Source organism: Kitasatospora sp. NPDC093102 (assembly GCF_040683915.1).
Classification (GTDB): domain Bacteria; phylum Actinomycetota; class Actinomycetes; order Streptomycetales; family Streptomycetaceae; genus Kitasatospora.
This window is the reverse complement of sequence record NZ_JBFBFA010000002.1, coordinates 139,458-161,847: the sequence shown is the minus strand read 5'-3', so window position 1 is coordinate 161,847 and position 22,390 is coordinate 139,458. Positions and strand designations below refer to the sequence as shown.

The 22,390-nt window shown below is 70.9% G+C and carries 24 protein-coding genes and 1 pseudogene; 11 read left to right on the top strand and 14 right to left on the bottom strand.

The genetic code is table 11. The features are described from left to right. Positions 1 to 67: 67 nt before the first annotated feature. Both AB0O11_RS04100 and AB0O11_RS04095 read left to right on the top strand, forming a co-directional pair. Complete coding sequence (locus AB0O11_RS04100; RefSeq protein WP_363381511.1) at positions 68 to 718, top strand: M15 family metallopeptidase; 651 nt, start codon at positions 68 to 70, stop codon at positions 716 to 718. Between the two features lie 104 nt (positions 719 to 822). Beyond that, complete coding sequence (locus tag AB0O11_RS04095) at positions 823 to 1,236, top strand: NUDIX hydrolase (RefSeq protein WP_363381509.1); 414 nt, start codon at positions 823 to 825, stop codon at positions 1,234 to 1,236. 123 nt (positions 1,237 to 1,359) lie between these two features. On the opposite strand, the gene AB0O11_RS04090 is transcribed toward AB0O11_RS04095, so the two are convergent. Further along, positions 1,360 to 1,842, bottom strand: coding sequence for a hypothetical protein (locus AB0O11_RS04090; RefSeq protein ID WP_363381507.1), 483 nt, complete (start codon positions 1,840 to 1,842; stop codon positions 1,360 to 1,362). Positions 1,843 to 2,098: 256 nt separating this feature from the next. Between AB0O11_RS04090 and AB0O11_RS04085 the strand changes: the two genes are divergently transcribed. The 3 genes from AB0O11_RS04085 (at position 2,099) to AB0O11_RS04075 (ending at position 4,799) form a co-directional block, all read left to right on the top strand. Then, positions 2,099 to 3,421, top strand: coding sequence for a hypothetical protein (locus AB0O11_RS04085; RefSeq protein WP_363381505.1), 1,323 nt, complete (start codon positions 2,099 to 2,101; stop codon positions 3,419 to 3,421). Between the two features lie 117 nt (positions 3,422 to 3,538). Then, positions 3,539 to 3,829, top strand: coding sequence for a hypothetical protein (locus tag AB0O11_RS04080; protein ID WP_363381504.1), 291 nt, complete (start codon positions 3,539 to 3,541; stop codon positions 3,827 to 3,829). Between the two features lie 91 nt (positions 3,830 to 3,920). Further along, a complete protein-coding gene (locus tag AB0O11_RS04075) occupies positions 3,921 to 4,799 on the top strand; it encodes a LysR family transcriptional regulator (protein WP_363381502.1) in 879 nt (292 codons plus the stop codon). Between the two features lie 107 nt (positions 4,800 to 4,906). On the opposite strand, the pseudogene AB0O11_RS04070 reads toward AB0O11_RS04075, so the two are convergent. Beyond that, positions 4,907 to 5,116 (bottom strand): annotated as a pseudogene (locus AB0O11_RS04070) (antibiotic biosynthesis monooxygenase); the annotation flags it as partial. Between the two features lie 19 nt (positions 5,117 to 5,135). Here AB0O11_RS04070 and AB0O11_RS04065 point away from each other — a divergent pair. Further along, positions 5,136 to 5,462: a hypothetical protein gene (locus tag AB0O11_RS04065; protein WP_363381500.1), complete on the top strand. Its 327-nt coding sequence runs from the start codon at positions 5,136 to 5,138 to the stop codon at positions 5,460 to 5,462. A 236-nt stretch (positions 5,463 to 5,698) separates the two neighbouring features. Here the strand turns inward: AB0O11_RS04065 and AB0O11_RS04060 are convergent, their stop codons facing one another. The 4 genes from AB0O11_RS04060 to AB0O11_RS04045 form a co-directional block, all read right to left on the bottom strand. Continuing rightward, the gene (locus AB0O11_RS04060; protein ID WP_363381499.1) at positions 5,699 to 7,165 is read right to left on the bottom strand and encodes a hypothetical protein; all 1,467 of its coding nucleotides are present in this window, start codon (positions 7,163 to 7,165) and stop codon (positions 5,699 to 5,701) included. A 798-nt stretch (positions 7,166 to 7,963) separates the two neighbouring features. Then, positions 7,964 to 8,251 carry a hypothetical protein gene (locus AB0O11_RS04055; protein ID WP_363381497.1) on the bottom strand — a complete coding sequence of 96 codons (288 nt, stop codon included), beginning with the start codon at positions 8,249 to 8,251 and terminating at the stop codon, positions 7,964 to 7,966. Then, positions 8,248 to 8,604: a hypothetical protein gene (locus AB0O11_RS04050; RefSeq protein ID WP_363381495.1), complete on the bottom strand. Its 357-nt coding sequence runs from the start codon at positions 8,602 to 8,604 to the stop codon at positions 8,248 to 8,250. The genes AB0O11_RS04055 and AB0O11_RS04050 overlap by 4 nt, the downstream gene beginning before the upstream one ends. Positions 8,605 to 8,752: 148 nt before the next feature. Then, the gene (locus AB0O11_RS04045) at positions 8,753 to 9,256 is read right to left on the bottom strand and encodes an ATP-binding protein (protein ID WP_363381493.1); all 504 of its coding nucleotides are present in this window, start codon (positions 9,254 to 9,256) and stop codon (positions 8,753 to 8,755) included. Positions 9,257 to 9,387: 131 nt separating this feature from the next. Between AB0O11_RS04045 and AB0O11_RS04040 the strand changes: the two genes are divergently transcribed. Together AB0O11_RS04040 and AB0O11_RS04035 are read left to right on the top strand one after the other, a co-directional pair. After that, a complete protein-coding gene (locus AB0O11_RS04040) occupies positions 9,388 to 10,671 on the top strand; it encodes a tetratricopeptide repeat protein (RefSeq protein WP_363381491.1) in 1,284 nt (427 codons plus the stop codon). A gap of 17 nt (positions 10,672 to 10,688) precedes the next feature. Next, entirely contained in the window at positions 10,689 to 11,402 is a 714-nt protein-coding gene (locus tag AB0O11_RS04035; RefSeq protein ID WP_363381489.1) for a creatininase family protein, read from the top strand. Between the two features lie 55 nt (positions 11,403 to 11,457). On the opposite strand, the gene AB0O11_RS04030 is transcribed toward AB0O11_RS04035, so the two are convergent. After that, positions 11,458 to 11,784 carry an antibiotic biosynthesis monooxygenase gene (locus AB0O11_RS04030; protein WP_363381488.1) on the bottom strand — a complete coding sequence of 109 codons (327 nt, stop codon included), beginning with the start codon at positions 11,782 to 11,784 and terminating at the stop codon, positions 11,458 to 11,460. 205 nt (positions 11,785 to 11,989) lie between these two features. Between AB0O11_RS04030 and AB0O11_RS04025 the strand changes: the two genes are divergently transcribed. Further along, positions 11,990 to 12,169 carry a hypothetical protein gene (locus AB0O11_RS04025; protein WP_363381487.1) on the top strand — a complete coding sequence of 60 codons (180 nt, stop codon included), beginning with the start codon at positions 11,990 to 11,992 and terminating at the stop codon, positions 12,167 to 12,169. Positions 12,170 to 12,242: 73 nt separating this feature from the next. On the opposite strand, the gene AB0O11_RS04020 is transcribed toward AB0O11_RS04025, so the two are convergent. Then, the gene (locus tag AB0O11_RS04020; RefSeq protein ID WP_363381485.1) at positions 12,243 to 12,680 is read right to left on the bottom strand and encodes a cupin domain-containing protein; all 438 of its coding nucleotides are present in this window, start codon (positions 12,678 to 12,680) and stop codon (positions 12,243 to 12,245) included. A 35-nt stretch (positions 12,681 to 12,715) separates the two neighbouring features. Here AB0O11_RS04020 and AB0O11_RS04015 point away from each other — a divergent pair, with 35 nt between their 5' ends. Further along, entirely contained in the window at positions 12,716 to 13,192 is a 477-nt protein-coding gene (locus AB0O11_RS04015; RefSeq protein WP_363381483.1) for a MarR family winged helix-turn-helix transcriptional regulator, read from the top strand. A 22-nt stretch (positions 13,193 to 13,214) separates the two neighbouring features. Here the strand turns inward: AB0O11_RS04015 and AB0O11_RS04010 are convergent, their stop codons facing one another. Together AB0O11_RS04010 and AB0O11_RS04005 are read right to left on the bottom strand one after the other, a co-directional pair. Continuing rightward, positions 13,215 to 13,694: an adenylate cyclase gene (locus tag AB0O11_RS04010; RefSeq protein WP_224278128.1), complete on the bottom strand. Its 480-nt coding sequence runs from the start codon at positions 13,692 to 13,694 to the stop codon at positions 13,215 to 13,217. A gap of 45 nt (positions 13,695 to 13,739) precedes the next feature. Beyond that, the gene (locus AB0O11_RS04005; protein ID WP_363381481.1) at positions 13,740 to 15,812 is read right to left on the bottom strand and encodes an MDR family MFS transporter; all 2,073 of its coding nucleotides are present in this window, start codon (positions 15,810 to 15,812) and stop codon (positions 13,740 to 13,742) included. Between the two features lie 440 nt (positions 15,813 to 16,252). Between AB0O11_RS04005 and AB0O11_RS04000 the strand changes: the two genes are divergently transcribed. Beyond that, positions 16,253 to 17,416, top strand: coding sequence for a peptidoglycan-binding protein (locus tag AB0O11_RS04000; RefSeq protein ID WP_363381479.1), 1,164 nt, complete (start codon positions 16,253 to 16,255; stop codon positions 17,414 to 17,416). A gap of 56 nt (positions 17,417 to 17,472) precedes the next feature. Here the strand turns inward: AB0O11_RS04000 and AB0O11_RS03995 are convergent, their stop codons facing one another. From AB0O11_RS03995 to AB0O11_RS03980, 4 genes are all read right to left on the bottom strand, one after another. Continuing rightward, complete coding sequence (locus AB0O11_RS03995) at positions 17,473 to 18,060, bottom strand: TMEM165/GDT1 family protein (RefSeq protein ID WP_363381477.1); 588 nt, start codon at positions 18,058 to 18,060, stop codon at positions 17,473 to 17,475. A gap of 284 nt (positions 18,061 to 18,344) precedes the next feature. Further along, complete coding sequence (locus AB0O11_RS03990; RefSeq protein ID WP_363381475.1) at positions 18,345 to 19,181, bottom strand: ABC transporter permease; 837 nt, start codon at positions 19,179 to 19,181, stop codon at positions 18,345 to 18,347. A gap of 43 nt (positions 19,182 to 19,224) precedes the next feature. Beyond that, the gene (locus AB0O11_RS03985; RefSeq protein ID WP_363381995.1) at positions 19,225 to 20,772 is read right to left on the bottom strand and encodes a phospholipid carrier-dependent glycosyltransferase; all 1,548 of its coding nucleotides are present in this window, start codon (positions 20,770 to 20,772) and stop codon (positions 19,225 to 19,227) included. 261 nt (positions 20,773 to 21,033) lie between these two features. Further along, positions 21,034 to 22,338 carry an MFS transporter gene (locus tag AB0O11_RS03980; protein ID WP_363381473.1) on the bottom strand — a complete coding sequence of 435 codons (1,305 nt, stop codon included), beginning with the start codon at positions 22,336 to 22,338 and terminating at the stop codon, positions 21,034 to 21,036. Positions 22,339 to 22,390 lie beyond the last annotated feature (52 nt).

Here is a 22,390-nt window from a genome sequence, read left to right as displayed (position 1 = left end):
CGAGACCCTCTACCTGGAGCACGGCGCTCCCCTCCCGTAGCGTTGATTCCCTTCCCCAGGAGGCGTGTTGAGCGAGATCATTCTCATGTCCGACCCGAAGGTCGCCGCGATCCCCGTCGCGCACCGCGACGAGCAGCTGCTGGACGTACGGGCCGGTAGCGGGCTCCTCGTCGACGAGCGCAAGCAGGACGGCACCGGCGCCTTCGCGCGCCTGCGGACCGGCGTCCTGGACCGGTTGCTCGACGCGCAGGCGGCGTTGCCCGACGGCCTGCGGCTGCTGTTCGTCGAGGGCTACCGGCCCCCCGCCCTCCAGAGCCGCTACTTCGACGACTACGCCGCCGAGTTGCGGACCGCGAACCCTGACTGGCCGGACGAGCGGCTCAGGGCGGCGACGAGCCGCTACGTCTCGCCGCCGGAGATCGCGCCGCACAGTGCCGGGGCCGCCGTCGACCTCACCCTCGTCGACGCCGACGGCCGTGAGCTCGACCTCGGCACCAGGGTCAACGCCAGCCCGGAGGAGAGCGCCGGGGCCTGCTACACCCACGCCGACGGCATCGGCGCGCAGGCCCGCGCCAACCGGCGGCTGCTCAGCGACGTCCTGACCGGCGCCGGGCTCGTCAACTACCCCACCGAGTGGTGGCACTGGTCGTACGGGGACCGCTACTGGGCGCTGGCCACCGGCGCGCCGTCCGCGCTCTACGGACCGGCGCACCAGTAGCCGGCAGCGGCCACGACACGCGGCCGGCGGAGGCCTGCCCGCCCCGGGCCGAGGGCGCGGGCCAAGATGGCGTCGACACCGGCGCAGGCCCGAGGAGCAGAGCGATGACCGAGCAGAACCCCGAGCAACTCCCCGCCGTCGCCGTCGCGATCGTGGTCAAGGACAGCCGGGTGCTGATGGTGCGGCGGCGGGTCGCCGAGGGTGAGCTGTCCTGGCAGTTCCCGGCCGGGGAGGTCGAGCCCGACGAGTCCCCCGAGGCGGCGGCCGTTCGCGAGACCGCCGAGGAGACCGGCCTCCACGTCGCCGCGGCCAGGCTGCTCGGCGAGCGGGTGCATCCGCAGAGCGGGCGGCGGATGGCGTACACGGCCTGCGAGGTGGTCGGCGGCACCGCCATGGTGATGGACTCCGACGAGCTGGACCGGGTGGTGTGGGCGTCCCACGCCGAGCTGGCCGAGTACGTGCCGTTCCCGATGTTCCCGCCGGTGCAGGAGTACCTGGACGGCACGCTCGCCGGGTAGGGCGCGGGGCGGCAGACGAACCCGCGCGGGACGTCGGCCCGTCCGGCTTCCCGCTCAGTGGCAGCTCCCCGCGCAGCTGCCGAGGCCGGGCGTTCCCCGCCAGGCCTTCCCCGCCGGTCGCGGCTACCCGCGACCGCTGCGCGCGCAGGTCGCGCAGCCCGTCCGGTGGCCGGCGAGCGTCGCTTCGAGCTGTGCCTTCGTCTGCTCCAGCCGGGAGACGGTACCCCGGGTCGAGTAGCCGGCGAGGCTGCGCAGGACGATCCTTCGGCCCTTGTGCGTCCTGAGCGCCAGCGCCTTCGAGAGGCCGCCGACGGAACCGGCGTCGGCCAGGTCGACCGAGGCGATCTCGCACCAGGCGATCCGGTGGGTCCACTCCATCGTGCGGCTGGTGATCCCGGAGTCGTCGATGAGCAGCCCCATCCGCAGGATCCGGTAGAGCATCACCGCCGAGACGACGCCCATCACCGCGCCGATGGCCCTGCCGACCCCGGGGTCCTGCGTGACGGCGGCCGCGACGAGGAGGACGACCGTGAAGACCACGGTCATGGCGACGCGCTGCCAGAGGCTGAGCGGGATGCGGATCGGGAGGGTGAAGCCATCGGTCACGGCGTGATGGTGGCACCGGGGCCGTCGGCCGTCAATGGCTCCACCACCGGCTTTCCCGCCGCGGGAGTCCGCGGCCGTGCCCACGCCTGCCGGAACCTCTCGCGAGCCGCTCCGCGAAACGGCGTCGCCGATGTCCGGAACTCATCCCGGGCGGACGGGCGTTCGGGTTGGAGACCCCTGCGCCCTGCCCCGGAAGGAAACGTGTGACCACCACCTGCGGAGCCACGTCCGACCGCGCCGCCCGAGGAGCGCACCGATGAGGCGGGACCCGGTCACCGACGAGACGGTCGCCCGGCTCCGGGTCCAGGCCCGCACCGACCCCGCCTCGGGCCTGCCCGCGCTGGCCGCGGCGCTGCGGGGCCGGGCCTACGGCCTTCCCGAGCCCCGGCCCGAGGACGCCGTCCCGTTCCTGGAGGAGTCCGCCGGCATCTACCGCGCCCTGGTCGCCGACGGCGGCACCGAACACCTGGGCGCCGCCTCCCACGCCCTGTCCTCCCTCGCCCTGCACCACTCCCTGGCCCACGCCGACGACCTCGCCCTCGTCGCCCGGCAGGAGGCGGCCGACCTGGCCCGGCGTGCCGAAGTGGCCCGGCCGGTACCGGACCTCGGCCGGGCCGCCGTCATGCGCGCCGACCTCGCCCACGCCCTCGCCGAGGCGGGGCGGTTCGACGAAGCCGTGGACGCCGCCCGCGCGGTGGCCGACCGCTCCCGGGCGGTGACCGAGAAGGGCGGAAGCGACCTGACGTGGCGGCTGCTCGACCTCACGCTGCTGCTCCGCCTCGCGGACCGCACCGAGCAAGCCGTGGCCGTCGAACACGAGGCCCTCGCCTGGCTGCGCGACGACCCTGCGGAACCGGTCCGCAGCCCCGTCACAGCGCTGCGGACCGCCGGTGCCGCCCTGTGGTTCGCCGACCTCGGCGATCCCGGGCAGACCCACCACCTGCTCGCGGAGGCCACCCGCTCCTGCGAGCGTCTGCCCGCCCACGGCAGCGCCGGCAACTTCGGCTTCCACGAAGCCCTGCGGAGCGCCTTGTTCGCCCGCTCCGGCGTACGGGACGAACAGGCCGCGGCCGACGCCCCGGACCCGCTCGCGCTCGGTGTCGACCCGAGCCGACGCCTCCAGCCGGTGCTGGGTCTGAGCCTCCACCACTGGTCCTTCAGCCTGCGCGCGTCCTTCGAGGACGGACTGGTCGCCCTCGCGCGGGCCGTCGAGGCCATCACGGGCGTTCCCGAGTGCACCGACCGCCTGCCGGACGAGGACGACCCGCCCGAGCACACCGACGGCCGGCCGCCCCTGCCGCACGACCGTGACCTGCTCGTCACCCTCGGCACCCTCACCCGGCGGCTCGACCTGCGCCGGGCCGTCCTGGAGGCCCATCCGTCCTACTACGCCCGCCTCACGCTCCCCCCGCTGCGGCGGAGCGTCGACATCGAACGCCGCCTCCACGCGACGGACCCCGCCAACGGCACCCGGCGCCTGGTCAGGGCACTCACCGACCTGGCGATGGCACAACTCGTTCACGGCGACAACGCCGACGCGACCGCCACCCTGCACGAGGCCCACGCGCTCGCCGGCTGAACGGGGCAGTCAGCCGCCGATGCCCGTGCCGGCGCCGAACTTGCCGCCGCGGGAGGCCAGTTCCGGGCCGTCGAGACCGGCGACCTGCAACAGCTGCTGGACCTCCTCGCCCCCGACGTGGTCGCGCTGAGCGACGGCGGCGGCATCAAGCAGGCCATGCCCCGGCCCACCGTCGGCGCCGGGCCGGTGGCCCGCCTGCTGGCCGCCGGCGTGGCGGTGTGGGGACCGCTGGGGACGACGGAGCCCGCCCAGGTCAACGGGCACCCGGCGCTGATCCTGCGGGTCGACGGGGAGATCGACCTGGTGGTGACGATGCGGATCGACGACGGGCTGATCACCGGCATCTACTCGGTGCGCAACCCGGAGAAGCTGACCCACCTGGAACGGGAGACGGCAGTGAGCCTCTGAAGCCGCCGAACCGGCCGGAATCCGGGAACGCCCCCTTCCGCCCCCGTACGCTGTCCCGCAGCACCGGGAACGAGGGCGTTCGGGGGAGCCAGTGGAACTACGTCAGTTGCGCGTCTTCGAGGCCGTCGTCGCCCACCGCACCGTCACCGGCGCGGCCGTGGCGCTCGGCCTCGCCCCGTCCTCCGTCTCCGAACAGGTCCGCACCCTCGAACACAGCCTCGGCACCGAACTGTTCGACCGGGCCAGGCGCGACATGACCCTCACCTCGGCCGGGGAGCGGCTGCTGCCCTGGTCCCGGCGTCTCCTCGACCAGGCCGAACAGGCCCGCCGCGACGTCGTCGCCACCCGGGCCCGACTCCGCCTCGGCGTCCTGGCAGCCATCGCCGCCGGCCACCTCCCGGCCGTCCTCGCGCGCCTCGCCGACCGCCGGCCCGGCCTGGAGATATCCCTGCACACCGACACCGCCCGCGACGGCCTGCTCGGCGGCGTCGCGGCCGGAGCCCTGGAAGCGGCCCTCGTCCTCGACTCCCCCGGCCCGCTCGGCGCACTCGGCTTCTACCTGCCGCCGGCCCCGCTCGACCACCTCGACCTCCAGGACGTCCCCCTCGCCCTGGTCGCCTCCCCCACCCACCCGCTCGCCCGCGCCGCCACCCTCACCCGCGACCACCTCCGCGGCCACCGCCTCCTCGTCGACACGCCCGACTGCTCCTACCACCTCGCCGGCGAACGCCTTCTCGGCCACCACGTCCAACGCCTCCGCACCGGCGCCCTCCCCGTCACCCGCGCCTGCGCCGAACAGAGCCTCGGCATCGCCCTCCTCCCCGCCTGCGCCGTCCAGGACCACCTCGCCGCCGGCACGCTCGTCCGCCTGTCTCTCGACCTCCCGCCCCTGCGCCTGCGCCTCCTGTGGCGCGCCGCCCGCGACCCCCTCCCGGGCCTCCGCGCCCTCCTCCACGCCGCCTCCGCCTGACCACCGCGTCCGGCCCCCGCGGACCGCCGGCCACTGCCGGCGCCCGCCCCCGAAGACACTTCGGGCCCTGCCCCGTTCAGGGGAAGGGCCCGAGGATGCGGGACGGTTCAGGCGTTCTTGGGACCGGCCGACTGGACGACCTCGAAGGACCAGAGGGTGGAGCCGGAGGCGGCCGGGCGCTTGGGGGCCTCGCCCTCACCGCCGTGCTGGTGGGCCGCCTTCATGGGGCCCTCCATCCAGGCCTTGAAGGACTCCTCGTCGCGCCAGCGGGTGTAGACGAGGTACTGGTCGGTGCCCTCGACCGGGCAACGCATCATCAGATGTACCTTTGCGCCCATGGCCGAAGACCTGGTGGCTCGCGCCCATTGGGGCGATCTGACAGGGCAGAACTGGGCCGGGCTGGTCCGTCTCTCCTTCGAGGTGGACGCCAGCCCAACTCCCGCGGCAATCAAGGAATCTGACTCGGACAACGCGGCACCGGGCCGGAGATTCGTCCCCCTCACGGGCAGGAACATCAAGGGCCGCGACGAACAGGAGAAGGACGCCCAGCAATTCGTCGAGAGCCACGGCGGACGCCGCTCGCCACCGCTCCTATCTTCGCCCCGCGTCGGCGGCGGCCGGCCGCGCACGCGAACGCGTGGCCGGGAGGGTAGCCGAGGCTAGAGCCCGTCGTGGCTGGGGTCGGGCGGCTCCACGGTTTTACCCACCTCCCAGGCTCGGGACCCGATTCGAGCAAGAACGGGGGCCACTCGGCCAAATTGCGGTCAGGCCAAGAAGCCCTGACCGAGTCGCAACAGCTTACGGCCCCCCGATCATGCTCGACCCCAAACCAAGCAGGACACCGGCCAAAACCGCTCCGCCGCCCATCGCCAATACGGCCGCATCGAGTGGGATCCCCGCTAGGACGCTTGCCTCGTAAGGTCAAGCGCCTCCTTGAAGCCGGCATGCACGCGAAACACCTCAGATGTCGCGTTGAACCGAGCACGCGGGTCGCGGTATCGCCAGACATATTCTGAGCCGCCACCACGCCCACCAGGCTTCAGATAGCCAACAACTGAAAACTCGAACAACTGGCCGAGAGCGGAGGCGGCATCGACCTCGGAGAGATTTGACCGCCTTGCAAATGCCTCCTGGAATTCCGACAAAGAGAACTGCGTCGAGCCAATCTCCTTGACTACCTCCAGGTACTCCTTGTACTGCGGCACATGTTTCGCTATTTCGTCGTCGAGCTCATTCAGCAAATAGTCGGAGTATCCGGATCGAGCTTCATGGACGGCCTCGTTATCGAACTGCTCGCCAAAGAGGGCGGACTTGTACTGCTTAAGAACCTCATTGCAAAACTTGATCATATCGCGAGGTCGAAGGAATGTCCGGTCGCAGATGTGCCGGTACTTGGTCTGCCGACTCGGCATTTCCCGTGTCTCATCAAAGACGTCACCCCAGGAGATTGGGGCGTCTTCCTCCACCTCTAGCACGGCATTAAAGCGACTCTCCATGAGGCGCTTCAACGTGAGACCACTCCCCGTCTCGCTCCACTCCACGAGCTCTGAAAAATTCTCAGTGATCTTGTTCTTATCCTCGAACTGCAGATCCTGATAGATATCGTCACGCAAGAACACGACGATGTTCAGCCTCTTGCCCCGCTCGCGTCCGGCGATAAAGAGGTCGCGAGCGGCAAGGATCAGGCCGATTAGGCGCTGACCGTACGCCTGGTCGGACTTAGTGAAGCCCAGGTCCAGCTGATCAAAACAAATGAAGTATGAATTCTCCGGATTGAGCGACCGCAAAACGTGCTCTTGGATTGCTCGGTTAACTTCCTGAATGTGCGGCGCAAGCTCGCGGACGCGAATTCGCTCGCCGGACACGTCAAAGAAAGGGATCTTTAGAGTCCCCTTCAGGCGAAGCTCCTTGTCCGGGCTGAAAAGCTGCCGAACATCCGGGTCGCGAGACCCATAAGAATCGACAACGAAATCCTCTAGAGCCTGGAGCGATTTCATCGAATCCTCGCTCCAGGGCTGACTCTGATCCTGATTGAGGAGAATCTTCGCCAGTCCGATTAGAATAAGGTACTTCCAGCTATGGAAATACCTGCGCTCCTCCGGCACACCCGTCTGCGCCTGGAGGTCGTGATGCTGCCACGGATAGTCCTCAAATGAATGACCATAGGAGAACTCATTGGAGTCATGCTCGGTCAGGAACCGCTTAAATATTGCGGTCTTTCCGGAACCCTTCCTCCCGAGGATCAAGAACTTCTTATTGCGCTTCGCGGCAAGATACGCCGGGTGGTCCTGAAAGCACTCGCGAAGCAGCTCATCTGCATCTGCGTCAATGGCTCCAAAGTTCTCAACCTCGGAAAGGCTTAGCATCGCACTCCACTCTTGGCCGCAGCTGGGACCAGCGGAGTTAGGGTACCTGCGGCACGGCCGATTTGCCGCAGGTTTGCGTATCAGCGCCTACGTGGCCGGTTCGACCGTCTGGCCACGGTGGGTGACACTCGGCCAGTAGATACCAGCAGACAGTCAACCGTGACGGCTGCGCAAGCGGCTGAGTGTCTGACTGAGCTACAACGGGGGTGCGCACTCCAGCAGACAGCCACGTAAGCTCGGGGGCCGTTCGGGCAGGTCAGCGGAGCTACCGGCCGGGGCCAGGTGGGAGTCCGAGTTACTTCGGGGCCAACGGGTGGGGCCGGTGCAGGTTGGCGCCCTATCCAGCTAAGCCAACTCATCAGGTGTGTGGGCGGCCAGGCACAACAGCTCTTCAAGGCTCAGCCACCCTACGGCGATGCCCTCAAGCCGGACCACCAGTACGCCCTGAGTATCAGTGTCGGCGATAGCTCGGAGGGTCGAGGATCCACCCCGCCAAGGCAAGCAATCCGTTCAGCTCGTCCGCTGTCCGCCGGGCAGTTCTCCAGCTGGCCGCGTAATCGACCCCCGATCTCCACGCCAAAGTGTCAAGGTCGAGGCTCACCGCCAACTCCGCACCGAGGTCGTCGTCCCCGTCCAACTGTCCTTCAACTCCCGTGGTCAAGAACCGGACTGGCCGTCCGTACGCAGACATTCAGAGGAGCCCGATACCATCGGCATCGGGTTCCGACCCGCCGGACCACCCCCCTCCCACCAAGGTTCCGGGGTGGTCCGGCACGTCTTCAGTTGTCCCTGATCAGGTCAGGTGCGATCCCAAGTCGGCTCCTCGCAGCGTGAGATCCGCCGGAACAGCTCCGCCTCGGTCAAGTCGAGGAGCGGATCATCGACGCCGGCCATCTCCCGCCAGATCTGCCGCATGAGCAGCAGCCGCTGGTCTTCGGCGAATCCAGGCTCGGCATACCAGGCCACCGCGTCACGGTGCGCAGCCCGTCGACTCGGCGAGACAGCCCGCACCGGCCAGGAGAACTGGCCGTGCAGCAGCCACCAGGTCGAGACCCGGTCCCACCAGGCCCGCAGGTGCCGGCTCACTGGGGTACCTCGGGACCTGCGGGGTACAGGCGGACCACGGTCGGGGTCAGGTCGAGGAAGGCGAGGGCCCGCACCTCACCGTGCGTCGCGAGCCGGTGGCCGATCGGCTGCACCTGCGACGGTCCGAACAACTCGGCGAAGTAGCCGCGCTGGTCCGGGCTGAGCGGAAGCGCGTCAAGCGTCTTCAGGAGCGCGGCCATGGCGTCCGGCAGCTTGCTGAAGTGCGCGGACGCGGTGACGCCTCGGACCTCCGCGATCACCGGGAAGGGGTACGGGGAGGCCACCTCCGGCCCGGAACCTCCGGCCACCAGGACCAGTTCCGTCCCCGGTCCGCTCTGGTCTCCAAGCGTCATCACTTCCCTGACACCTCCCCCACGCGACGCGGGTGCCACCTGTGGACGCCGACCGTCTGACCGTTCACCACGATGGTCCGGGTCAGTGCCTTCCGCAGCCCCGCGCCGCAGTAGAAGCACCGCGCCACCGCCCCAGGTGCCTGCCTGCTCATTCCACACCGCCTTCCGGGCCCACCAGGGCCCAAACGATCTTTCCGATGCCTTCGGGCCGGGGCTCGAAGCCCCATTCCAGGGAGAGGACTTCCACCAGGTGCATCCCGCGCCCCGAGAGGTCGTCCGGGTCGGTGGCGCGTCGGATCGCGGGCTTCTCGCTGCTCGCGTCGTGCACCTCGATCCGCAGGTGGTCGCAGACCACCTCGAACCGGACGGCGATCTCGCGTCCGGGCGACACCCGCGCGTGCACCACCGCGTTGGCCACCAGTTCACCGAGCACCAGTTGGCCGTCACCCATGAAGGCCGCACCGCCCGGGATGTTCTGCAGGAAATCGCGCAGGTGGTTCCTGGCCACCGCGGCGGACCGCCTGTGCCACGCGAGGTTCGCCTCGAACGCGGGTATTCCGACGGCCGGCTTGTAGGGTTCGGAGCCGTCGTGGGAGTTCCCCGAGCTGATCACGTGCACCGCCTCCCGATGCCCAAAGGGCGGCCCGAACATGGACGTTCCGGCCTTTGACGCCAGGGTGCCGGGAGGGAATGCGGACTTCGTACCCAAGCTGGTTACCCGACGTGGGTAAACTCACAGGTAATCAACTTCCTTGCAGAGAGTGCTGATCTACAGCGGGGGCAGTGGTGACCGAGGCGCGCGTACCGGACCGGCTCCCCGCGGGCCTGCTGTCCAACCCGGAGATGATCACCGCCTGCCGAAGACGAGACTTCGCCACCGTCTTCCGGCTGCTCAAGCTGGCCGGGATCTATCCCTCGCTCATCGCCCGCGCCTGTGACATGACCCCGAGCCGCGTCGGCGAAGTCATGGCGGGCAAGCCCAAGATCGAGAAGATCGATCTCATCGAGCGCATCGCGGACGGGCTGCACATCCCTGGACACATGCTCGGGTTGGCTTCTCGGGAATGGGAGCAGGAAGTACCAGTCCCCCGGACCCGGCAGCGACCGATCGAGCCCTCCATCAGCGGGCAGGGGCTCAGCGCACCGATCGACCCCGACTTCTTCGTCAGCCATCTGCGCGGGCTCATGCCTGGTCACTACAAAGCTGCGAACCTTCTCGGCTCCCGCCACGCGCTCGACGCGGTGACCCGGCACGTCCAGTTGCTCGACCGCCTTCAGCAGAACGTAGGCGGCCGCGCCCGCGATGAACTCCTCACCATCGGCGCCCGTACCGCGGAGTTCCTGGGCTGGTTGAACCAGGATCTCGGGGACTTCGACCAGGCCCTCTACTGGTCGGACCGCGCCATGGAGTGGGCGCAGGAGACCGGCGACGACGTCATGGCCGCCTACGTGCTCTTCCGGAAGAGCAACCAGGCCACCGCTCAACGCAACACGCAGAAAGCCGTCAGCCTTGCCCGCGCTGCCCAGCGGTCGGCCGGCGCCACGCTTCGCATCCGTGCTCTCGCTGCCCAGCAGGAGGCACAGGGCCACGCTCTCATGGGCAACCTGCGCTTCGCGGAGACGAAGTTCGACGAGGCCCACGAACTCGCCGCCGAACCGGACGACTCGCATGCGGACGACGCCCTTGATCTGGCGTACTGCACCCCGACCTACATCGAGATGCAGCGCGCGAACTGCCTGATCGAACTCGGGGATCCGCGAACGGCCGTAGGCATGTTCGAGGCCGAACTTCGAATCCTGCCTCCGATCTACCGCAACGACCAGGGCGTTTACCTCTCACGACTGGCACGCGCCTATGCAGCGTCTGGCAAGCCGGAGCAGGCCGCCGCGGCGGCGGACCGCGCGTTGTCGATCGCCATCGACACCGAGTCCGCCCGGACGATGACGGAGCTGTCCGCCGCCGACAAGGCCCTCCAGCGGTGGAGCACCGTGACCGAAGTCGCCACCTTCACCGGTCGCTTGAAGCTGATGAGCGGCACGACTTCCTCTCGACCTGCGACGAGCTGATGAGAGAAGGTGGGGCCATGGACGCACTGATCACGGCCGCCACCTCCGCAGACGAACGCCGGCGCGGCGCCAAGGTCGCTGTGCTGCCAGTCGGCAGCTTCGAGCAGCACGGCGACCACCTGCCGCTCACCACGGACACCGTTGTCGCCAGCCTGATCGCCCAGCGGATCGCCGCCGACTACGACCTGTTCCTCCTACCTCCCATTACGGTGTCCTGCTCGCACGAGCACGCCCACATGCCGGGCACCGTCAGCATCAGCGCCGCCACGCTCTACGCCGTCGTCAACGACATCTGGAAGTCACTCCAGGCGTCCGGCGTCCCCGGACTGCTCATCGTGAACGGCCACGGCGGCAACTACGTCCTCTCCAACGTCGTGCAGGAGGCGAACACCTCTGGCCCGCGCGTCGCCCTCTTCCCCGTCCGCGAGGACTGGCACCAGGCCCGCGAAGCCGCCGGGCTGGAGAGCAGCGGCGCCGAGGACATGCACGGCGGCGAACTGGAGGTGTCCCTCCTCCTTCACGGTGCCCCGGAGCTCATCCGCGAGGGCATCGAGCAGGACGACCACTCCGCACCTGAGCGCCCGCACCTGCTCACGCTCGGCATGGCCGGCTACACCAAAAACGGCATCATCGGACAGCCTTCCCTCGGAACGGCGGCCAAGGGCCGAGCCCTCCTCGACAGCCTGTCCACATCTGCCGCCGCGCACCTCTCGATCATCGCGGGCAGCTGAAAGACACTTCGGGCCCTGCCCCGTTCAGGGGAAGGGCCCGAAGGTGCGGGACAGTTCAGGCGTTCTTGGGGCCCGCGGACTGGACGACCTCGAAGGACCAGAGGGTGGAGCCGGAGGCGGCCGGGCGCTTGGGGGCGTCGCCCTCACCGCCGTGCTGGTGGGCCGCCTTCATGGGGCCCTCCATCCAGGCCTGGAAGGACTCCTCGTCGCGCCAGCGGGTGTAGACGAGGTACTGGTCGGTGCCCTCGACCGGGCGGAGGAGTTCGAACCACTCGAAGCCGTCCGAGTTCTCCACCGCGCCGGCCCGGGAGGCGAAGCGCTGCTCCAGCACCTCGCGCTGCTCGGCCGGTACCGTCAGGACGTTGATCTTGACGACGGACATGGCGCTCCTTCTGCTCCGCCGGGGTCGCTGGTGCGGCCGCCGGTCCGGTGACTGCCTACGGGGAGCAGTCTCCTACACCTCACGGCCGGGCGGTCCACAGGCACGATGGTTACGGTTGGTAGCGAAGCGCCCGTGTGCGAGGACGGGGCCGGAGTGCCAGCCTGGAGGTAGAGCCCAGAACCCGACGGACAGGGGAGCAGTGGTCATGGGTATCGGCGACAAGTTCCGGGACAAGGCCCAGCAGGCGGAGGAGGAAGCGAAGCAACGCCTCGGTCAGCAGAAACCGCAACAGAGTGACGAAGCTCAGCAGAAGGCCGCCCAGGCCCAGCAACAGGGCCAGCAGAATCTGGACGACCTGCGGGACGACCTCGAGGACGAGCAGTAACGAGGCCCGACGAGCGGGGACGGCCGCGGGCGAGCCTCGGCCGTCCCTATCCCCATCTCCGTCCCCGTAAGGCTCAGGCGATCCACGGCGGGAGAACGCGCTGGTCGTCGCGCGGGGCAAGGGCACAGGCACCGTCGGGGGTCCAGGCGTCGGGATTGTAGGCGTGGGCGGGGGACGGGGAGGCGACCACGGCGGTGAAGCCGGTGTCGGTGGCGATCTGGCGGGCGGCGTCGGCGGGGAGGACGGCGGTGTCGCCGGCAGCGAGGGTGAAGACCTCCCCCGCCAGGTCGACCCGGGCGGTGCCGGTGAGCAGGGTCCAGACCTGCTCGGTGTCCATGGCGTGCGGCGGGCCCTGGGCGCCGGCGGTCATGTCGACGTGCCAGACGGCGAGCCAGGTGGAGCCCTGGGTGGGCGAGGCGTAGGTGGTCATGCGGGCGTTCGGGGTCTCGGTGCGGCGGGCGTCGGTCCGGCGGATGACGGGCATGGCGAAGGAGCCCCCTAAGATGGACAATGAAGTTGTCTATATGGTCAATGAGGTTGTCTATCGTGTCAAGCGAACCGCCCCGGCCGGGCTTCGAACTGCCGCTGCGCCTACTGCTCGCCTTCCGGACGATCATCGACGAACTGCACGAGCGCATCGCCCGCGAGGGCCACCCCGACCTGCGCCCGATGCACGGATTCGTCTTCCAGGCGATCGGCCCGCACGGCACCACCGCCTCCGAACTCGGGCGTCGGCTCGGCGTCACCAAGCAGGCGGCGGGCAAGACCATCGACAACCTGGAGCAGCTCGGCTACGTCGAGCGCGCCGCCGACCCGGCCGACACCCGGCGCAAGCTGGTCCGGCTCACCGAGCGCGGCATGGACTGCCTGCTCCGCTCGGCCCGGATCTTCGACGAGCTGCGCGAGGAGTGGTCGGCAGCCCTAGGCGAGGAGCAGCTGCGACAGCTGGAGGACGGCCTGCGCCTGCTCGCGCCCGGCGACCCGTTCCGCCTCGACACCCCGCGCTGGTTCGGCGCGCCGTAGGCGATCAGCGCCCTTGGGTGCGTCAGGACTTGGGCATCCCGCTGGTCGCGAGGGTCTGGTTCTTGTACGCCTTCACGCCGGTGATCTCGGCGCCGAACCAGTCCGGCGCCGAGAACGCCTCCGCCTCGGCCTCCGAGCCGAACTCGACCTCGACGGTGCGCAGCCCGGCCAACTCCCCCTGGTAGACGTCCACGTAGACCGTGACGCCGGACGAGTCGAAGGTGTACCGGTCCTTGACCAGCCGGGCGCCCTCGGTGGCCGGCCAGAGCTCGGTGAACTCCTGCTCCCCGAGCGCGCGTTCCACCTCGATCCGTACGGGAGCGCCGGCCGAGGACGCCTTGCGCTTGACGCCGAGGACGCCGCTGCCGCCGATCCGCCGCAGCCGCACCTCCGTCCCGTCGTCCTTGATGGCGATGTACCCCTGCTCGATGTGCTGCCGCACCGCCGTCTCCGGCGGCTCGAAGGAGCCCAGCAGGAACTTGCGCTCGATTTCGAGCGGCATGCCGCACCACCCTTCCCAGTCACGGGCCCGCAGTCCTTCAGGCCGTCAGAACGACCGCCCCTCCCCACGGTACGGCGGCTCCGGCCCCGACGAGTCCGGCCGGTCGCGCAGGCCCGCACACAGTGAGGAGCTGAGCCGGTTCAGCAGCCCGGCGAGCTCGGCGTACCGCTGCTCGTCCCAGTCCCCCAGGAGTTCGGCGAGTTGGGTGCGCCGGGCGGCGACCAGTCGCAGCGCCACCTCCTCCCCCGGTTCGGTGAGCCTCAGCGGCAGGTTGTCGGTCCGCGCCGCGAGCCCCCGGCTCTCCACCTCCCGGACGGCCTCCTCGATGACGGCGACCGGGATGATCCGCCGCTCTGCCAGTTCGGCCGGCTCGACCGAGCCGTGCTGGTGCATCTGGAGGAGCAGCCAGCTGGAGGCGGGCAGCAGGTCCAGTCCGGCGGTCTCGGTGATCCGCCGGAAGAGGTCGCGCCGGGCCTCGCGGCTGTTCAGCACCGAGAGCGCGCGGGCGATCTCGTCCAGCGAGGTGCGCTCGACCGGGTTGAGCCCGATGGACTCGCTCAGGTCCGGCGCGGTGACGGTGGAACGCAGCTTCTGTTCGCGCAGGAACAGCGACAGTACGAAGGCGACCAGCGCGACCGGCACCGCGTACAGGAACACCCGGGTGATCGACTCTGCGTACGCGTGGTAGACCCCCTGCTGGACGGCGGCCGGCAGCCGGGAGATGACCCGCGGGTCGGAGGTGATGGCCTCCGGCCGGAAGCCGGGCGGCAGTGGCACGCCCGCCAGGGCGTCGGCGAGCCGGCTGCGCAGTCCGCTCGCGAAGACCGTCCCGAAGATGGAAACGCCGAAGGACGCCCCGATGGAGCGGAAGAAGGTGGCGCCCGCGGTGGCCACGCCGAGGTCCTCGTAGCCGACCGAGTTCTGCACGATCAGCACCAGCACCTGCATCACCAGGCCCAGTCCGAGACCGAAGACCAGGAAGTAGACGCTCATCTCGGCGGTGCTGCTGTGCTCGTCCAGCCGGGAGAGCAGCAGCAGCCCGATGGTGGTCACGGCCGTGCCGGCGATCGGGAAGATCCGGTAGTGACCGGTACGGGCGACGATCTGGCCGGAACCGATCGAGGTGAGCAGCATGCCGAGCACCATCGGCAGCATGTGGATACCGGACAGGGTGGGCGAGACCCGATGGACCACCTGGAGGAAGGTCGGCAGGTAGGTCAGCGCGCCGAACATCGCGAAGCCGACCACGAAGGAGATCACCGCGACCAGGCTGAACGTCCGCGAGCGGAACAGCCGTAGCGGCAGCACCGGCTCCACCGCGGTCCGCTCGACCAGGGCGAAGGCGAGCAGCAGCACCAGCCCGAGCACCCCGAGGCCGACGATCTGCCAGGAACTCCAGGCCCAGGTGGTCCCGCCGAGCGAGGTCATCAGCACCAGGCAGGTGGCGACCGCGGCGATCAGGACGGTGCCCAGGTAGTCGATCCGGTGCTCCCGCCGGACCTCCAGCCCGTGCAGCACCGCCGCGATCACCACCAGGGCGACGACACCGACCGGCAGGTTGATGTAGAAGACCCAGCGCCAGCTGAGGTGGTCGACGAACAGCCCGCCGAGCAGCGGCCCGAGCACGCTCGTGACGCCGAACACGGCGCCGAACAGGCCCTGGTAGCGGCCGCGGTCCCGGGGCGCGACGAGGTCGCCGACGATCGCCTGGGAGAGCACGATCAGCCCGCCGCCGCCCAGGCCCTGGAGCGCCCGGAAGGCGATCAGCTCGCCCATGTTCTGGGCGATCCCGCACAGCACCGAGCCGACCAGGAAGATCACGATGGAGGCCTGGAAGAAGCGCTTCCGGCCGTACATGTCGCCGAGCTTGCCCCACAGCGGGGTGGCGGCGGTGGAGGCCAGCAGGTAGGCGGTGACCACCCAGGAGAGGTGCTCGAGGCCGCCGAGGTCGCTGACGATGGTCGGCAGCGCGGTGGAGACGATGGTCTGGTCGAGGGCGGCGAGCAGCATCGCCAGCAGCAGGGCGCCGATCGGCACCCAGAGGTTGGGGACGGTGACCGCCGGCGGGCCGGGCTCGCCCGCGCGGCTGCGGTCGGACGCGGCGTGTGGATCGGTCATGGCGTCTCCGCGGGAGTGCACGGCGTCTTCGCGGGGGTGCACGCCGTCTCCACGGGCACGCACGGCGTCTCCGTCGACATCACGACGTCTCCGTGGGCATGGCGTCTCCGTGGGGTCGCGGGCCGGCCCGTCGGCCGGGCCGTGCGGATGATCACTCCCAGCTCACAGTGCTGGCCTGTTCATCCCGATTTGTTCCGTCGGGTTGAGCCGAGCGTAAGCGCCGGGGACAACCGCCGCGCCCCGGGCGTTCCCCGAGGAGCCAACCGGCACCAACCGGCACAACACTCCCGACCGGGGACGGACGCCCCTGTCCACCCTTCGGGCGGTCCTGCATAATCAGGCGCGATCGTGCGCCCGGGCCCGCCCGGAACGTGCGCCGAACGACCGAACAACCGAACGACCGCCCGCGAAGTCGACGCGACCCCGAGGAGGACCGGCCGATGCCGGACCAGCACTGCCCGACGTGCGGCACCGCACGCTCCACCGGGTGCGGCTGCGTCCCGGACCCGGGCCTCACCGAGACCGCCGTCCTGCCCCACCTCGAAGGCCCGCCGCTGGTCCGCCCGTACGTCCCGCAGGCCGCCGGTCAGGTGGCCGACGAGGCCCACCCGGACGCGCCGGTGGTGGACCCGTTCGCGACCACGGTGCTGCCGCCGGTCCCCCCGGGGCAGCCCGGGCCGCCGGCCGCTCCACCACTCGGGCCGGACGCCGACGCCTACGCCACCACCGTCCTGCCGCCCGTCGCCCCGGGGCAGGCCCCGCTCGGGCCGGACGCCGACGCCTACGCCACCGCCGTGCTGCCGCCGGTGCCGCCCACCGGGCCGGGCGGGTACCCGGCGGCCGCGCAGCCGCAGGCGCCGGCAACAGGGCCGACGACAGGGCCCTACGGGAACGAGATCGGCCTCTTCCCCTTCGGGCAGGCCCCGGACACGCCCGGGCCGGAGGCCGGCGGCGGCCGGGCCGCCAGACGGGCGGCCGAGCAGGCCGACCGGCACCCGCTCGCCCGGCGCAAGGGGCTGCTCGCCGGGATCGGCGCCGCCCTGGTAGCGCTCACCATCGGCGTCGCGTACGCGGTGACGCCCTCCGGCGAGCCGTCTGTCAAGCAGGCGCAGCCGCTGCCGACGAGCACCCTGGCGCCCGCGCCGGTGGACCCGCCCACCCTGGCGGCGCCCGCCCCGAGCACGGTGGCACCGACCGGCGAGGTGCCGAGCCCGACGCCCACCCCCACCCGCAAGCCGAGCCCGACGAAGACGGCCACCTCCGCGCCGGCCGCCACACCGACCGCCGAGGCCCCGGCCGCTCTCCCCGCCCCGGCCCCCACGCCGACCGCACCCGCACCCCCCGCCCCGGTCCCGACACCCGCCGCCACCCCGACCCCGCGGGTCCTGCAGTACGGGATGAGCGGCCCCGACGTCACCGACCTCCAGCAGAAACTCGCCCGCGCCGTCGAGTGCTTCGCGTCCATACCGGTGACCGGGGTGTACGACGACATCACGGTGAACACCGTCGGCTACGTCCAGTGGAAGTGGAACGTCAAGGGCGACAAGCGGGGCGTCTTCGGGCCCAACACCCGCGCCGCCCTGGAGCAGCACGCCACCTGCTGACGGCGGGGCGTCGGCCGGCGATCGGCCCGAAGACCGGCCGGCGGTCGGCCCGGAGATCAGCCGGTGATCGCGCCGAAGATGCTGATGCCCGCCAGCACCACCATGATCGTCGCCGCCACCCGGATGATCAGCTTCATCGGCACGTACTTGAGCAGCTTCTGCCCGCCCACGATGGCGATCCCGCCGACCGCGCACAGCGCCAGCCAGGAGCCGAGGCCGACGGCCAGCGGGTCGGCGTACTTGGCGGCCAGGTTGGCGGTCATGATCTGGGTCAGGTCGCCGAACTCGGCGACCGCGACCACCACGAAGCTGGCCCCGGCCACCTTCCAGAAGCTGTTCGAGGACGGCTCCTTGGCCGCGTGCTCGTCCCCGTCCTCGCCTCCGTGGAACAGCAGCATCCCCGCGCCGACCAGGAACAGCACGCCGGTGACGCCCTCCACCCAGCGGTGCGGCAGCAGCGAGAGCAGGTGCCCGGCGGCGAGCGCGAGGCCCACCTGGAGGGCGAAGGCGGCGGCGATGCCCGCGAAGACGTAGCTCGCACGGTACTTGGTGCCGAGCACCAGGCTGGCCAGCGCGGTCTTGTCCGGCAGTTCGGCCAGGAAGATGATGCCGAAGGTCAACGCGGCAACGGTCAGACTCATCAAGGGTTCCTCGGTCGGGCTGCCTGGCCGCCGCAGCTCCGTCAGGGGACGCCTCGGCCCGACAGCACTGGTCATGGTCACAGCACTGCGGCCGAAGGTCTCGCCGGCAACGCTCTTCGAGCGGTGCCCCGGGCGCCGGGCCCCTGGGGGCCAGTATGTCGACGGTCCGGTGGAGGGCTACTCCCCTTCAACGGCTCCAAGCCTACCGGACGTCGTCGACCGGCCCGTCCGACGAGGTCGGCGGCCCCACCGGACCCGCATCGCCCCGGCCCCGGGGACGGACCCGCCTACCGGGCGCCCCCGGCCGGTTCGGCCGCGACCAGCCCGCGCCCGACCAGTTCCAGCACCACCACGATCGCCACCGACTCCACCGCCAGCAACGCGATCAGGACGAACAGCTGCACCGCCCCCGCCTGGACCGGCGAGGCCCCGCCCAGCAGCATCCCGACGAACGCCCCGGGCAGGGTGACCAGGCCCACCGTCCGGGTCTGGTCCAGCGCCGGGACGAGCGAGGTCGCCGCCGCCGTCCGGCAGATCTCCAGCCGCGCCTCGCGCTCCTCGAAGCCGAGCGCCAGCGCGGCCTCCACCTCGCCGCGCCGCAACCGCAGCTCGTCCAGGGCCCGCCGCCCCGCCAGCGAGGTCGCGCTGAGCGCACCGCCGATCAGGATGCCCGCGACCGGGATGACGGACAGGCCCTCGGCCGGCAGCAGCCCGACGCCCAGCAGCAGGGCGAGCATCGGCAGCACGCCCGCGCCGATCGGGGCGGCCGCCCAGACCCAGCCCGGGCCCGGGGTCATCCGCCGCCCGGCGGTGCGCACCGCGACCGAGAACATCAGCAGCACGAACAGCGCCGACCACCAGAGCGAACCGACCACCCAGGTGATCACCGCGGCAACGGCCGCCAGCTGCACCACCGCACGCAAACCGGCCCGCAGCACCGCGTGCCCGTGGCCGAGCAGGCCCCGCCCGGCCACCGCGACGGCGGCCAGCAGCAGCACCGCGGTGACCACCCCGAGCACCGGGGTGACCGGCAGCAGCTGACCACCGGAGGCTGCCAGGTCCGCGGGGACGGCCAGGTCCGCGGGGGTCGCCGGGATCGCCGGGATCGCCAGGTCGGCTGGCATCGTTGGGACGGCCAAGTCCGCCGGGACCATCAGATCCGGCCCTTCAGATCCAGCTGGTGAACCACATCCGGTCCTGCCAGGACGACATCGGGATCACCTCCGCCGTGTACAGCGGGTAGAAGAAGGCGAAGCAGCCGACGATCGCGAGCACGATCGCCCCGGCCCCGATCGCCCCGATCCGGCGGCGCTCGGGGCTGCACCCGGCCGGGCCGAGCATCGCCCCGAGCATCTGGGCGACGGCCAGGCACAGGAACGGCACCAGCACGACCATGTAGAAGGAGAAGATCGTCCGCTCCTGGTACTGGAACCAGGGCAGGTAGATCCCGGCCACTGCGCACAGCACCGCGCCCGAGCGCCAGTCCCGCCGGAAGAACCAGCGCCACAGCAGGTAGACCAGCGCGAAGCAGGCCGTCCACCACAGGAACGGCGTGCCGAGGCCGAGGATCTGCGCCGCGCAGCCGCCCGAGGAGGTGCAGCCGCGCTGCCCGTACGGGACCTGCTCCCAGTACATCGAGACCGGGCGGCCGTCGACCAGCCAGGCGAAGGGGTTGGACTGGTAGGTGTGCGGGGTGCTCAGACCGGTGTTGAAGTCGTACATCTGCGAGTGGTAGTGCCACAGGCTGCGCAGCGGCGCGGGCACCCAGCTCATCGAGACCTGCGGCAGCGGGATCCCGAGGACGCTGTCCGGGGAGAGCCCGGCGCGCCCGTCGGCCCAGTGCCGGTCGTAACCGCCCCCGCCGTTTCCGCCGGCGGCCAGCCAGCCGCTCCAGGCGCCGACGTACACCACCACGGCGGAGCCGACCATGGCGAGGAAAGCGGGAACGGCGTCCCGGCGCAGCATGGAACGCCAGGGGCGGCGGGCGCCGGCGCCGCGGCGGCCGGACTGGTCCCACAGGACGGTCAGGATGCCGAAGGCGGCGAGGATCGGGGCGCCGTTCCACTTGACCGCGCAGGCGGCGCCGACGAACACCCCGGCGGCGATCCGCCAGGGGCGCCACCCGAGCCGGACCGTGTCGGCGTTCCCGACGGCGCCGGCCCCGGCGAGCCGGGCGCGGGTGTGGTCGCGGTCGATCAGCAGGCTGCCGAAGGAGGCGAGCACGAAGAACATCTGGATGCCGTCGAGCAGGCCGACCCGGCTCATCACCAGCTGGAGGCCGTCCACCGACATCAGCAGCGCGGCGGTGCAGCCGATCAGGGTGGAGCCGAAGAGGCGGCGGCCGATCCGGGCCAGCATCAGCACGGTGACGGTGCCGAGCAGGGCGGTCATGAACCGCCAGCCGAAGGGGTTCAGCCCGAACAGCTGCTCGCCGATCGCCATCACCCATTTGCCGAGCGGCGGGTGCGCGATGAACTCGGGCGCGGAGCTCAGCGGGATCGACTGCGGGACGGAGAGGATGTCGGCGTTGGCGTGGTCGGGCCAGGTGCCCTCGTAGCCCTGCTGGAGCAGCGACCAGGCGTCCTTGGGGTAGTACGTCTCGTCGAAGACGAACGCGTTGGGGTAGCCGAGGTTCCAGAACCGCAGCAGGCCGGCGAAGAGCGCGACGGCGATCGGACCGAGCCACCCGGAGCGGTCGGCCGCCCAGCGGACCAGGCCCCCGCGCGGGGCCGGTGCCGGGGCGGCGGGGGCCGGAGCCACCGGTGGGTGCGTGAGCGCCGCTTGCGTCATAGCCTCGCCGATTCGCCTGTCTGTTCTGCCCGGGTCCTGGCTCCGCCCGGGTCCTGCCACTCCGGCCGGGCCGGGCGGTCAACAGCCACCGACACTATGTGGCGGTGCGCGCGAAGCCAAGCGCGACGGGCGCCGACCAGGTGACCTGGCCGACGCCCGTTTCGAACACCTTTGCGGGCCTTTCCGCTACGCGGCGGTCTGGAGCTCCCGGACCGGGAGGGCGCGGACCACGACCGGGGCCGCGTTGTCCTGCTCCGGCGTGAGGTGCGGGCGCAGCCGCAGCGCCAGGGCGACGATCAGCAGCGTGGAGCCCGCCATGGCCGCCAGGTAGAGCGGCCAGGTGCCGGAGCCGACCAGCAGCACGCCGACGGCCGGGCCGACCGCGACCGCGATCTGCTTCACCAGGGCGTACCCGGCGTTGTAGGTGCCGAGCAGCCGGGCCGGGGCGAGGTCCGCGACGATCGGGCCCATGGTGGGCGCGAGCAGCGACTCGCCGACACCGAAGAGGGCGTAGATCGAGACGATGGCGACCGTGGCGGCCATGGTCTCGGTCCGGATCAGGCCGGCCACCAGGGCCATCGCCCAGGCACCGAGCCAGACCACGCCGGCCGCAGCCATCGCGGTGGTGCGGCGGCGGCGCGCGGTGATCCGCACGACGAACATCTGCAGCACCACGATGGTCAGCGCGTTGGCGCCGATCGCGAAGCCCAGGGTGGAGGGCGCGGTGCCGACGGTGTCGGTGGCGAAGGCCGCGACGCCGGACTCGAACTGGCCGTAGCAGGTGAAGAAGATCAGCCCGGCGAGCAGGCAGAGCCGCAGCATCGCCTTGTCGGCGACCAGCGCGCGCAGCCCGGTCGGGCCGTCGGTCCGCTCCTGGACGACGGTCAGCTGGGCCTGGGGCATCCGGGCGGTGCCGGTGACCAGGGCGAGGCCGAGGAAGGTCACCGCCTCGATGGTGAACAGCCGGGTGAGGCTGGCCGGGTCGGCCACGTTCACGATCTGCCCGCCGACCAGCGCACCGATGCCCATGCCCAGGTTGACCAGGGTGAACTGGAGCGCGAAGGCGTGCGAGCGGGCGGCCACCGTGGAGCAGCGGACGATCATCGTGGCGAGCGCCGGCTGGCAGGTGGTGACACCCGCGCCGAACAGGAAGGAGGAGACCAGCAGGGCCGGGGTGCCGGTGGCGTGGCCGAAGGCGAACGCGCCGGTGGCGGCGAGGGCCGCACCGGCCAGCAGCACCGGGCGGGGACCGTACTTGTCGATGCCGCGGCCGATGAACGGGAGGACGGCGAGGGCCGCCAGCGCGAAGACGGTGAACACCATCCCGGCCGCCAGCGAGCCCAGCCCGCGCACCTGGTCCACGTACACGAACATGTACGGCATCGTGAACCCGCTGCCGAACGCGCTGAGCGCGTTGCCGATCTGGACGCGGCGCAGCGGGCTGCCCGCTCCACGCCGCTGCTGCCTCTGCTGCTTCACCGTGCCGGTCACCGTGCACATCCCTTCCTGGTTTCAACTGGATACTCTTAAGTCCAGAAGATTT